Raw genomic sequence first — 13,744 nt, 5'->3', positions numbered from 1 at the left:
TAACAAAATTAGTTAATACTGGTTTTAAGGATTAGCATTTACACATTGCCTTTATTTTTTTATAGTTTTTTTAGTAATGGTTTGCCCATTGTTTAATGTAACTTTAGCTATGTAAAGATTTTCATTTAAATTTTTCAAGTTGTAAGTTTCAGAGTAATTATTACCTTTAAAAGAGTATATTAACTTCCCTAAAGTGTCAAATATTTCAATTGTTTTAATCTTAAGATTCTGACCGACTTTAAACATTACATTGTCATTTTCTAGCTCAATAATAGAAAGGTTATTTGAAGATACTTCTTCATTATCAAGACCTAAACTAGCATTGTTGAAAACAATCTCAAAACGATTGTTAAACTCGCCAACATTAGAAGTAAAGTTGTAATCACTTACAGTTAAATCGTGAATTGTAGAGGTTAAATTGTCTTTAACATAAATAGGGTTATTAGTTAAAAAATCACCTTCCAAATTGTCAATTGAAATAGTGTAAATTGTTGCTACATTTATAGAAGTTTTAAAAGCTATAGGTATAATCTCATCTTCATTTAAATCACTAATGTTTCTTGCTTGTATGGCAAATAGATTTGGATTGTTTTCTATTATAGAACCAAATTTAACCGCAGTGTTAGAAGATAAATTTTTGGCAGCATCATAATATGAGCCATCAAAATTGTTTGTAGCTAAAGTATTGTAGACTATTAAAATTTGATTAAATACACCATTGTCTGATGTTAAGTTTAAACGAAGCTTTTCTACATGAAAGTTGTCACTTTCGTTATTAATGTTTGTAGTAGTTGTATTTGAATATCTAAAAAATTGATCGTTATTAGATTTAACACGCATACCATTATTAAATATTACTGTTCCAGGTGTTGTCGCATTATCATCATAGTTTACAAAAAAGCCTTGTCCAGAAGCAATATGTCTAATAGGAGTAACACCATCTCCTCCTGCAGTTTCACCAACACCATTTATAATTGCGTAATCTGACCCAGAAAAATTTAGGATTTGATTACCATTGTTATTATCTGAAGGCGGTGTGTTTTGTGACCATAAATAGATGCTACCATCTAATGTGCCTTCTGTATTAGATGTTGAGTATTTATTTGCAGCCATAAATAAGTCTACATCAATAGCAGAAGGGTAAGGATTGCCTATAAAATTCCAATTATTATCTGGTATTGCACTAGTACTACTATCATCATTTCTAACTACAGCAACGTTTATTAATCCATTATTAAAAGGTCCCGAAAAGATATGTGCAAAGTTATTACCACTGCCTCCACCAATACTAAAAGATGTAGGGGACAGTGTTGCAGCGTAGCCAACACCAGGTGTCATTATTCCAGAAGCATATTGCCAATCGTCACCATTGTCATCAATATCATCTAATGTATCTGTTGCTGTATAAGCTGTTAATGTATTGTTGTTGCCGACTTCATAGAACAAATCAGAAAAATTAGCTGCGTTAAAGTAAAAACGTCTATCTGGATTTGTTGTAAAAAATGTGTTTTCTATTGTTTCACCAGTAACAGGACTACTCCAATAAGTATATTCATACCAATTATTGATTATTGCTGTTCGTTTAGTTACAGTAGATGTTCCTGCTCCATTATTAGTAAAACTTTGAGTATTATCATTCTGTAAAAAGCTACCCGCAGTTTGTAAATTAATTATTCCGTTATTATCTACATTTCTTTGTACTTCAACAAAAGTATTGTCTGCTATAAATAAAGTGTTTCCAGCAGATACTGTTAAGCTACAAGCACTAAAACTTCCATTTATAGAGGTGTCATAATAATCATTGATAATAACACTCTTTGCTAAGTCAGGTAAAATTCCTCCTTGCCATGTACCACTTGTCCAAGTTGCTATTGTTGTGCCACAAGGATTAGCTACATCACAAGTGTAACCACATCCACCTAAATTGCTAAAACGTGTTGAAGATGTTAGCCAGTTACTTGCCGTTCCTGCATCTGCTAAAATATTAGCAGTCGTCGTTGTAGTTGTACAATTATATTTTGCATTAGAAATATTTCCTCCTAAATTTAAAGCAGAAGTACCAAGCGTTAGAGACGCTGGTAAATCTGAAGTTGTGCTATTGCTTCCAGGATCATAAGTCCAGCCAGTACTATCAAAACTAATACCATATAAAAAAAATGGTGTAGCAGTGGTATCTCTAAAAACTAGAATTTGTTCTCCACCACCATTTAATGCAAAACCACCTGTCGGATTGTTAGTTACCACGCCAATTGAAGGTGTAAAGTTATTTCCTGATGTTTCAGTAATTGTAATCTCTGTACCACATGGTAAGTCTTGATCAGATTGCCATTCAATGATACCTTCTGAAGTAGAGAAAGATGAGGTTGTATTATTCCACGAATTATCTGTGAATTTAACTACTGTGCCTGTTGATGTTTCAGTTAATAATACAAATGTAAATTGATCAGCATCATCTGCATTATAACCTGTAATTATAATTTCTCCAGGTTGTAAAAGTGTTTGGCCAAATGATAAAATAGTAAATAAAAAAAATATTAATAGCGTAAATTTTTTCATCTTAATGATATATAATTAATAGCATGCTAAAAATATTTCATAAATTATTTTAAAACAAAAAGCTTCAACTTTATTAGTTGAAGCTTAAGTTTTTAGCGATAAAAAACATTTTTTTTAGTTTTTGATAAACTTTTTAATGATTTTTTGCTTGTTAGAAAGTTCTATCTCGGCTAAGTAAACAGATTGACTTAATGTGTTTAAGTGATAGGTTTCTGTTTGTTCACTTCCTTTTAGATTAATTATTTTTCTTCCTAAATTATCATAAATAGTAACAGAGTTAATGCTTAGGTTTTTAGGAGCTATAAATTTAACGTCATCATTAGGTAATGAAATGATTGTTGTGTTAATTTCATTTGAAGTAAACTGGTCAATACTTAACGTTGGGTTTGTAAATACAATTTCAAAACGGTCGTTAAATTCTCCAACTTCAGAAGTAAACGAATAAGCACTCGCGGATAAATCATGATACGTGTTTAATAAATTATCTTTTATGTAAGCAGTATTATTTGCTAAAAAGTCTCCTTCAAAATTATCAATGCTTATAGTGTAAACTGTTGGCATATCTATCTTGTTTAGAAAACCAATATATATAGTTTCGTTAATATTTAAATCGGTAATGGCTTTACCTTGTACACTTAATTTTTCTGTGTCACCAGGGATTAAAGAGTAAAAAGTCATTGTTTTTGTATATGCTCCGTTAGTTTTTGCATCATAAGCAGCACCATCGTTTGCAGTTGTTGCGCCATTAACGTAACCAATCATAATATTATCTTTTAAGCCAAAGTCGTTGGTTAATTTTAGCCATAATTTATTTTCAGAAGTATTAGTATTTGCGTTAATATTACTAATTCTAAAAAACTGATTGTTATTTTCGTCCACACGCATATTATTATTAAATGTTACCGTTCCGGTTGTTGATGGAGCAGCATCAGAATATGTAACAAAAAATCCTTGTCCAGATGCTATGTAGTTTGTCACTCCGCTTACTGAAGAACCAGTGTAGTTAAGTGTAATATAATCGTTAAGATCAAAATTAATTTGTTGATTACCGTTATTGGTAGCCGATGGAGGCGTAGAATGTGACCATAAATATATGGCACCATCTAAAGTACCTGTTGAAGGGTTTGCACTGTAATTATTTTCATTAAAAAATAATGTCGCATCAATAGCAGATGGGTAAGGATTTCCAATTAAATTCCAATTTGTATCTCCAAGTTCTGTGTCATTTCTTTCTACAGGAACAGAAATAATACCAGTATTTAATGGACCTCTAAAAGAATAGTTATAATTAGTAGCTGTAGTGTATGCAGCTGGCGAGTGTGTTGCAGCATAACCAACACCAGGTGTCATTAAATCTCCAGCAGCTCTAAGTTGCCAGTCGTTAGCATCGTCATCAATATCATCTACTCCTGCACCAACAACTGTAGCATTGTTATTGTTAGTCTCGTAAGTAGAGTCTACAAAATTACCTGCGTTAAAACTAAATCTTCTATACGGACTTGATGGGAATAATGCACTTCCTATAGTTTCATTAGTCACTGGACTACTCCAGTAGGTGTACTCGTACCATGCGTCTAATACTGCGGTTAATTTTTCTACGGTTGTTGGGTTTGTGGCAACACTACCTGAGTCGTCATAAATACCAGAATTGTCTATTTGAATGACAGATCCTTCGTTTTGCACTAATAATGTACCATTATTGTATATACTATTTTGAACTTTCACGTAACTATTTGCACCAACAGTTAATGCATAAGATGGATTGATATAAAGACTACATGCTTGTATATTACCATTTGAAGTTGTATTGTATGTGTCGTTGATAATTGCTGTTGTGGTAAGATTAGGAATACCATTATTCCATGTTCCAGCAGACCAAGTTGTAGTAATCATGCTAACTTGAGCTGCATTTGTTGCTTGAGAACATGTACCATCTTCAGTAACTTCTGCATAAAATTGATAACCATTTAAATCAAAACCGTCAATTGTTAACGAGTTTGAATTTTCTCCAGTTACAGTACCAGGTAAAAAGCTAGTGTTTGTTACAGTAGACCATGTTGGAGAAACCCCATCATTATAATACCAAGCATAAGTTAAAGTACCAGAATTGCCAACAGTTGCTGTAAAGCTAAAGGTTGCACCGCTACATCCAGAAATGTCGCTTATTGATGAAGCTGTAGGCAGGCTAGTAGGTAATGAAAATACGCCTAAATCAGTACAACTTTCAGTTAAATTTGTTGTCCAATCACCTGCTGTAAATGTTGTTGATGGTCCACCTCCTGTTACGTTTCTTAAAATTGAATATCCAATTTGATTAGGACAATGTACTACGTCATGCTGTAATCCATTCTTAGTTAATCTAATTTCGTCATTTTCGTTAATACCATTATTATTTTCTGTAAAATCGAAAGTAATACTTGAGCAAGGATTAGGCGAAGAGTTTCCTATTTGTAATGTAAAGACAGAATGTGCAGCAACTGTACCAGTTAAATCTATAGTTCTTGATGGTAAAGCATCTCCTATGTCTCCATATCTTTCAATTTCAAAATCTGTTCCTGATGCATCTAAATTTATTGCTGATCCTGTTGGGTTGTATAATTCCATATACCAAACATTTCCTCCATCAGAATCATAAACTTCAGTAATTATTAAATCTGTAAAACTTGTACCGCCAGAGCAAGCTCCAGTTGTATCAATAATAGTAAAATCTGCAGTAGAATTAACGGGACAACCACTTTCGGTTACAGTAATAACACCTGTTGTAGCGCCGCTTGGTACTTCTACAACTAATTCGGTAGTAGTTTGACTTAAGATTGTTGCGCTAGTGCCATTAAAATCTACATTGCTACCTGCTGTGAATCCTGTACCTGTTATTGTGATAATACTTTCTTCTGGTCCAGAAGTAGGCGTAAAACTAGTTATTGTATGAGTTGGTGTACATGCAGAAATTATTTCAATTGTATAGTCTTCAGTAGATCCATAAGTGAAAGTTCCACAAGGAGAAATTGTACCAGCTGTACCACCTTCTTCTTGAACAATACGCATTCTATAGTTCCCGATTGGTTGAGTAGCAGGAACATTAATAGTTATACTCTCTGTAATATTTGCACTTGAAAAATTCAAGTCTACTGTAGTTATAGTTTCGTCAGTGTCCTCAAAATCTCCATCGCTATTCCAATCAATCCAAACACCTCCAGCACCATCAAACCAGCTGCCTCCATTACAATCACCAAATTCTACTAATAGAGTATATGTGCCAGCTACATTTAAATCGGCACTCATCGCAGTATAATCATTAACGCCTGTTGTACAAACATCTGTAGTGTTATTTGATATTGTATTATTTTCTCCAACTAAAGTAACATTTTCGATTTCTGAATCAGCCGTATTTGTTGAACCAGAATTACAATAAGCAAATACAGGAGTACAAGAAACTTCTACACCATTAGACCATTCTAAATCGTTTCTTGGAAAAACTTTGTAGGTGTAAGTAGTACCATTGGTTAAGCCTATTATAGTTTCGGTAGTTCCTGTTCCTTTGTAAACACAAAATCCACCATCAAAAGTAGTACCAGCTCCAAAAGTTGTGCTAGCTGTATATGCACCACCATTACCAGTTGGTGTAGCTGTAGAAAAAGATGAGTCTGTTGCAAATACTAAAATATTATCGTAACAATCTGATGGTAAAGTCCAATCTACAGTTGTAGTATTATTTTCACATAAAGAAGTTGTTAATCCTGTAACGTTACTTGGTGTTGCAGTTTGTATAGTATGTGTATCACTATCGTAAGCTGTTCCTGTTACACTTCCAGCAGAAACAAACGTTAAATCTGTAGTTAATAAAGCGCTTACTTGTATTGTGTTAGTATTGGTAGAAGTACATGGTATATCTGTAGTGATAAATAAATAACCAGTACTTCCATTAGATATTAATTGGCTAAATCCAGTAAACGTATGTGTGCCTGGTCCTAATGTTGCAGTTATATTATCAAGTAAAGTGTCTGTTCCTGCATTAAAAGTTGCATCTGCAGAGTAGTATAATTTAAAATTAGTAATGTTTGAAGCAGCATATGACCCCGATGTTGTAAAAGATACATCTGTTAATGTTGCATTAGCTGTAGATACTGATAAATCAAATGCATAAATTGGAGTGTCGTCTGCAGCTTGAATAATATTTGTGGCAGCAGTTGCAGGATTTGCGGAGTTTAATATGATGTCTGGTGGAGTAACGCTTCCACAAGTAACTTCTACATCATCTAAATAATAAGATCCACCTGAACGTTGGGACATAACTATTCTTAAATAGTAGTCTCCGGTTAAGTTTAAGCTTGTAGTAAATAATTGATGAGTAGTTGTTACTTCCCCAACAAGAATATCTCTAACAGTTGTCCAAGGTCCTGTGTTAGAAGTTGAATACTCAACACTTAAAGTTTTATTAGCAGTCGAACTAGATCTTGATAACCAGAAAGTTATTGTTTGAGGATTTGTTACAAATGTTGTTGTGATAATGTCATCATTTGTGTCGTTGAATCCTGTTCCATTTCCCGTAAGACCTGCTGTTGTATTTTGATAAGTGCCAGAACCATTAGACCAATTTCCATATCCCGAATTAAAATCATCTGTTAAACATTGCCCAAACGAAAAATTAAGGCATAGCAATGCCATTAAAGAGAGGAGAAATTTATTCATGTTGTATTTTTTGACTATTAATTAGTCTGAAATATAGGAAAATTCTTAAGGGATTAATTTCTATTTCGATGAATTGCAATGATTTATAGTTATATTTAATCATTACATAATATTGTGTGCTCTTTTTTTAATATTTATTTAATTTAGTGAACTATAAATGATAGATGAATAACTCTTACACATTAGAAGAAGCCATAAAAAAACTAGAGCATTATTGTGCGTACCAAGAACGTTGCCATAAAGAAGTGACTCAAAAATTGATACAAATGCAAATGATACCTGAGGTTAGAGACCATATTGTAGTCCATTTATTAGAACATAATTTTTTAAATGAAGAGCGCTATGCAAAAGCTTTTGTAAGCGGTAAATTCAATATAAAAAAGTGGGGAAAACAACGTTTAAAATTAGAGTTGAAACGAAAAGATATTTCTAGTTATAATATTAGTGCAGCTTTAAAAACAATTGATGAAAGTGATTACTATAAAACCTTTAATCAGTTAGCAGAAAAGAAACTAGAATCTATTAAAGAATCTGATAAATTTAAAAAGAAGAAAAAACTAATAGATTACTTGCTTTATCGTGGTTGGGAAACACATTTAGTGTATGATAAAGTAAACGAGTTAATTCCATAAAAAAAAAGCCTTTCAACTTAAACAGAGAAAGGCTTTTCTTTTTATAATTTTATTGGTCTATAAATTAAATACAGCTCCAATATTAGCATTAAACTGATTGTTTATTTTTTCTGCAGGTGTTAAGGCATCCGAGTTATATTTGGCAAACGTAGTCCCAAATTCTGTAAATAATCCAAAACCGCCTGAAAAGAAATAACGCATACCAAGGTGTCCGCCAAAATTCTTTAAGCTTAAGCTGATCCCAGGATATACATCAAAGTTGTCACTAATGTTAATTACATTACCTAAGTTAGCATTAAAACGTGCTTTTAAATCTATTCTATCTTCAAAATCTGCGTTTAAACCATTGTTTAAATTAAGTGCATAACCACCAACTATTCCAACCGAAATGTTTTCGCCTAAACCATAATCGTAAGTTAGTACAATTCCGTTTACATTATCTTGAAAGTTTGCACCTATCTGTAATTTTTGGTCGCCTTTTCCTTCAAAAGTTTGAGCAGTTACTAGACTTGTAATTAAACAAGCAAGTATTAATAATTCTTTTTTCATTTTTAAGATTTAGTTAAATATTTATTTGTGTTTGTAATGGCTTGTTGGTTTTTCCAATCTATCCATTTTTGACCTTTAATTCTGCGCATAACATTATCTATGCTTCGCATAATAAATACATTATAGATGGCTTTTCCTAAGTTTTTTGGGTTTCGTGCTATAGCGCGTAAACTCATAGAAAAACCAGGTGTTAAATAGCGCATGTAGTGCCAATAACCTTCTGGCATGTATAAGACTTCTCCATGATTTAAATTACAAACCCAACCTTTTGCATTTTTTAAGGCTGGCCATTTGTTAAAATCTGGATTAGCAAAATCTATATCTTCTCTTGTAATTAAAGAGTGTGGTATTTTGTATAAGTGTTTATTCTGTTTCTGGTCAAATAAAATACACTGTTTTTTTCCTTCAAAATGAAAATGAAAAATGTTAGCCAAATCTATGTCATAGTGCATAAACGTATAGCTATCGCGACCACCAAAAAATAGCATTGGTAAGCCTTTCATTAAACGTAATCCAAAATCAGGAAACTTAAAATCCTTTTGCAATTGCGGGACTTCTTTTAAAACATTCCACAGAAAAATACGATATTTTGTAGGTTCGCGTTTAAGCAAATCTACATATTCGCTCATTTTCATTTTTGCATGAGGCTCATTAAACCCATCTTTATAATCTACTGGTCTATCATCATAAAGAGGTACAGTTTTATCTCCAGCAATCTCTTTAATGTAATCTAAACTCCATTTAGAATAAGCAGGCCAATCTGTAATAAACTCTTCTATAACCACTGGTTTTTGAGGTTTGAAGTAGTTTTTTATAAAGTCTTCTTTGGTTATCGTTTTAACCCTTGGTATGTCTTGAAGATTTAATTTCAAAAATTAAAAATTTAGAAAGCAAAGTTAATAAAACGTTACCAAATAATAACTAGGCTATAGTTATAGCTTAGTTAAAATTATATCTAAGACCAAATAAAACGTTACTTGGAGGCATTGGTACAAAGCCAGCTTCTATATAATCGGCATTAAAAATATTACTTGCAGTTGCGGTAAGCGTAAATTGTTTTAATCTAGCTTCTAAAGATGCATCCCATACGTTGTAACTATCTCCTGTAGTACGTTCTGCATGTTTGTAAACGATATTTTGAGTGATGTTTTTAAATAACTGAGTGCTTAAACGTGATGTAAAATGATGTTTTAAAGTGTTTAAAGAATAACGCGATAAATCTTTATTTTGATCTAAAATATCATCCTCCATAAAGTTATAACCAACTGCAAAAGTTTGCTTGTAATTATTTAAGCTGAAATGATATTGCGCATCAATCTCAAATCCTTTTGTGTTTACTTCTGCAATGTTCGTAGCCTCAAAAAATGAAATTGAAGTATTTGGTCTTATGTAATCAATTAAGTTTTTTGCATCTCTATTATAAACTGCTGCAGATACTGAAAATTTAGCCGACAAATATTTAAGTCCTATTTCTTGAGAAAAAGCTTCTTCTACTTCTAAATTTTCGTTACCAAGAGTACTAGGGTCGCTATAATATAAGTCTGTATATGTTGGTATTCTGTATGTGTAACCAATGTTTCCATAGACTTTTAAATTATTGTTTAATCGGTAACCCACGTCTAAACCAGGAAATGCATAAAACTTAAAATCTGAAAAATACGTTACTGCAACACCAGGCGTAATATCTAGATTTTCATCTAATAATTTAAATCTATGTTCTAAAAATAAAGTAGACATAAAACGCTGTCTGTTACCTAAATTATTACTTCTTAAATAAACCTTAGATAAATCTACACCAAAGCCAGTAACACCTAAACTTGATGTGTAAGAGGCATTGACTTCAGTTCCTATTTTATCAGAAATATGAAGATTTCTGTAGACTGTTGGATTGTTTCTTACATAAATGTATTCATCTTGATTACGCTTCCAATACACACGAGGTTTTATAGTTAGATTTTCGGTTTTAAATTGCGTTGAAAACGCTAATAAACTATTCTGAGTTTCTTCGTATTGATCTATTGCGCTTTCGCGAGCGTAAAAACCGTTAGCACCAAATTTTCGCTCTTGAAATGTTGCAATCATTTCAATCGCTTTTTTCTTCTTATTAAAAACACTTTTTACAAAATAATTGCTGTTATCGTAATCTGTGTTATAGCGATAACCTTCAGAAGTCATTTTATCTATGTGTACAATGTGTGACGAGTTTTCTAAATCTGCACCAACCGTTACACCTGCATTTAATTGTCCAAAACTACCTGTTTCTAATTTTGCAGATACCGTATTTTTTAAACTATTTTTAGTTACAATATTTATAGCGCCAGTAAAAGCGTTTTGTCCAAAAACACGTGCTGCCGGACCTTTAATAATCTCTATACGTTCTATAACTTCTAACGGTAAAGCGGCATTCATGGTGTGATGTCCTGTTTGCACATCGTCCATTTTTATACCATCAATAAGTAGTAAAGTTTGGTCAAATCCGCCACCACGAATATGTAAATCTGCTTGGCTACCAGCAGTACCACGACGTCTTATATCTACGCCTGCAAATTGTTGTAACACATCGGCAACATTGGTAGCTGCGCTATTTTTTATATCTGAAGAAGAAACTATAGTGATAGTTCTTGAATTTTCTTTAAACGGTAAATCTATTCTAGTAGAAGAGATAACAACCGAGTCTAATTGTTGTTCTTTTTGTAAATCTTGTGCTTGTAAACTTGTTGTTAAAACGCTTAGCCCGATAAAAAAACGAGTCAATTTCATAATAAATTTTTTATGTGATTTTTGAAGCTGCAAAATTCGTAACTTTCCGGATTAGTAAACTAGTCCAGTTTTAAAACAATGAATAGTCCGGTTGAAGACATATTATTAACATTACTAACTTTAGATAATACATCTGTTTCGCCCAAGTACATTCAAATTGCTCAACAAGTTATTAATGCCATACAACGTGGTTATTTAACCGAAGGAACAAAGTTACCAGGAACCAGAACGTTTGGCGAATTGCTTGGTGTAAATCGCAATACAGTAGTTGCAGTTTATGATGAATTAGCATCACAAGGTTGGGTAGATATAGTTGCAAATAAAGGGACTTTTGTTTTAATGCCTGAAAAGAAAACAGCAGCAATTAAAGGTGCTGCACAAGGTTTAGACAAATTAAAAACGTATCCAGAAACTGCAGGATTTTCATTTCAATCTTCATTTAATTTAGCATCTACAGAAGAAAATTCTGAATGTGCCTATGTGCTAAACGATGGGCAACCGGATTTAAGATTGCATCCAACACATCAATTTTCGCGTTGGTATAGTGCGTCTATGAAACGTCCAACTTTAGTGTCTAAATGGAATCAAACCCAAGATCAATTCTATTCTATATTTAATAAACAACTGTGTAATTATTTAAATGCAACACGCGGTTTTTACATAATGCCGCATAATATTTTAAGTACTCGAAGTACAGAAATGAGTTTATATATTGTATCGCAATTACTTATTAAAAAAAACGATGTGGTATTGGTTGCACAATTAAGTCCTTATAAATCAAATATGATTTTTCAGCAAGCTGGTGCAAATTTAATTACCATACCTGTTGATCATAACGGAATAGATGTAGATTTTATAGAACAGCATTTTACCAAAAACAGTATTAGATGTGTTTATGTTTGTGCGCATAGGCAATACCCAACAACTGTAACGTTATCTGCCGAAAGACGTGTTAAATTACTACAACTAGCTAAAGCTTATAATTTTGCTATAATTGAAGACGATTTTGATTACGATTTTCAGTTTAATGGATCGGCAATGTTACCTATGGCAAGTGCAGATAGTGAAGGCGTTGTAATCTACCTAGGACGTTTAGGGCAATCTTTTTTTCCTAGTTTTCAAATAGGATTTTTAATCGCGCCGCAAAACGTTATTAAAGAAGCTAATAATTACCTTCAGCTATTAGATAAACAAGGCGATTTAATACAAAAACAAATGTTGTCTGAGCTTATTGCAGAAGGTGAAATTAACCGATTAATCAAGAAAAATATTACGGTTTACAAACAACGCAGAGATTATTTGTCCAAATGTTTAACTGTTCATTTTAAAGATATAGCTACTTGGAAAATCCCTGATGGTGGATTAGCAATATGGTTAGAATTTAATACGAGTATATCTTTATTTCAATTAGCCGAAAAAGCAAAAGCTAACAATTTATTTTTACCAAAAACCATTTTGTATCAAAACAAATCACTTTGTGCTATACGATTAGGTTTTGGTCACTTAAATGAAGATGAAATTGAAACCGTAGTTAAAATTTTGAAACAGTCTTTTGATGCGGTTAAAGTTTAATTTATTCATAAACAAATTCACCTCTTTCACGATAGGCATCTTTGTTCATCCATTTAAAATCATTAGTTTCGGTAGCGTCTAATAAGTCTGCGTCAAGTGCATCAGCTAAATGTAAACCAATATCAAAAGCTTCTTTTTCTTGATATACCGTTGTTGCTTCAATTTTATTTTTAGTATCGTAAAATAAATTAATAGCATATTTGTTTTCAGAAATATTTGTAGAAGCAGTAGATACCCAAACTTTGGTGTTAAATGTTGCTGCAAAAACAGAAACGTAGTCAATGTCTGGAATTGATTGCCACTTACCAATTTTAAAACCAAGAATTGAAAATACTTTTCTGTAGGTTTTTGATTCTAAATCAATCTCTGTGCCTTCAGTTTTTAATAATAAATAGCTAAAAGCTAAAGGAACGATTGTGGCTATATTTCCTGATGTTACTAAGTTAAAAATGGTAAAAACTATTATTGCAACGCCTAAAATAGTTCGCCATAATGGTACTTTTTCTATATAACTAATGGTGTATTTATTCATCTATTTAATATCAAATTCAGTTTTACAATCATCACATCTATACTTATCCTTAGCATAAAAGGGAAGTGTGCCAAATAAAAAACCAACCATAAAAGAAAAGAAAGATTTAAAATCTTTAATAGTAGAAAACATAGCTACTTTGCTACTGTTACAATTAGGACACTGTATAGCGTTACCATCATCATCTACCGAGTATTTATTAATGGTTTCTAAAATATGTTGCGCTCTTAAAGCATCTTTAGCTAATACTTTTAATTTAACGCCACCAATAGCGTTGCTTACCAAAGGATCTGTATCTATAGTTAAGTGATCGCTTAAAAATACTTCGATACCTTCAGATTCTAAACGACCTTTTATAATCTGCGCTTCTGCAGAATACTGAAATTTTGCTATGGTTTTAAAGGTTGGAGACATATTTTATTATCTATATTAATTAGTAGATAAAAGGGTTAAA

At 32.2% G+C, this 13,744-nt stretch carries 9 protein-coding genes; 2 read left to right on the top strand and 7 right to left on the bottom strand.

The genetic code is table 11. The features are described 5' to 3' along the window. Window positions 1-51: 51 nt before the first annotated feature. A complete protein-coding gene (locus tag H574_RS0105640) occupies window positions 52-2,556 on the bottom strand; it encodes a T9SS type A sorting domain-containing protein (protein ID WP_027879631.1) in 2,505 nt (834 codons plus the stop codon). Between the two features lie 114 nt (window positions 2,557-2,670). Next, window positions 2,671-7,245, bottom strand: coding sequence for a beta strand repeat-containing protein (locus tag H574_RS0105635; RefSeq protein WP_081653179.1), 4,575 nt, complete (start codon window positions 7,243-7,245; stop codon window positions 2,671-2,673). Window positions 7,246-7,409: 164 nt separating this feature from the next. On the opposite strand from H574_RS0105635, the gene H574_RS0105630 reads away from it, so the two are divergent. Next, a complete protein-coding gene (locus tag H574_RS0105630; RefSeq protein ID WP_027879629.1) occupies window positions 7,410-7,877 on the top strand; it encodes a regulatory protein RecX in 468 nt (155 codons plus the stop codon). Window positions 7,878-7,934: 57 nt separating this feature from the next. Here H574_RS0105630 and H574_RS0105625 read toward each other — a convergent pair whose 3' ends face one another. From H574_RS0105625 to H574_RS0105615, 3 genes are all read right to left on the bottom strand, one after another. After that, window positions 7,935-8,426, bottom strand: coding sequence for a DUF6646 family protein (locus tag H574_RS0105625; RefSeq protein ID WP_027879628.1), 492 nt, complete (start codon window positions 8,424-8,426; stop codon window positions 7,935-7,937). 2 nt (window positions 8,427-8,428) lie between these two features. Continuing rightward, complete coding sequence (locus H574_RS0105620; protein WP_027879627.1) at window positions 8,429-9,298, bottom strand: cupin-like domain-containing protein; 870 nt, start codon at window positions 9,296-9,298, stop codon at window positions 8,429-8,431. A gap of 67 nt (window positions 9,299-9,365) precedes the next feature. Next, entirely contained in the window at window positions 9,366-11,186 is a 1,821-nt protein-coding gene (locus H574_RS0105615) for a TonB-dependent receptor plug domain-containing protein (protein ID WP_027879626.1), read from the bottom strand. A gap of 78 nt (window positions 11,187-11,264) precedes the next feature. On the opposite strand from H574_RS0105615, the gene H574_RS0105610 reads away from it, so the two are divergent. Then, the gene (locus tag H574_RS0105610; RefSeq protein WP_027879625.1) at window positions 11,265-12,758 is read left to right on the top strand and encodes an aminotransferase-like domain-containing protein; all 1,494 of its coding nucleotides are present in this window, start codon (window positions 11,265-11,267) and stop codon (window positions 12,756-12,758) included. 1 nt (window position 12,759) lies between these two features. On the opposite strand, the gene H574_RS0105605 is transcribed toward H574_RS0105610, so the two are convergent. Then, window positions 12,760-13,290 (bottom strand): hypothetical protein, encoded by a 531-nt coding sequence (locus H574_RS0105605; RefSeq protein WP_027879624.1) that lies wholly within the window; start codon window positions 13,288-13,290, stop codon window positions 12,760-12,762. Beyond that, window positions 13,291-13,704 carry a putative signal transducing protein gene (locus H574_RS0105600; protein WP_027879623.1) on the bottom strand — a complete coding sequence of 138 codons (414 nt, stop codon included), beginning with the start codon at window positions 13,702-13,704 and terminating at the stop codon, window positions 13,291-13,293. Window positions 13,705-13,744 lie beyond the last annotated feature (40 nt).

It is taken from the genome of Mesoflavibacter zeaxanthinifaciens DSM 18436 (genome assembly GCF_000422365.1).
Lineage (GTDB): Bacteria > Bacteroidota > Bacteroidia > Flavobacteriales > Flavobacteriaceae > Mesoflavibacter > Mesoflavibacter zeaxanthinifaciens.
This window is presented reverse-complemented; position numbering and strand designations above follow the sequence as displayed.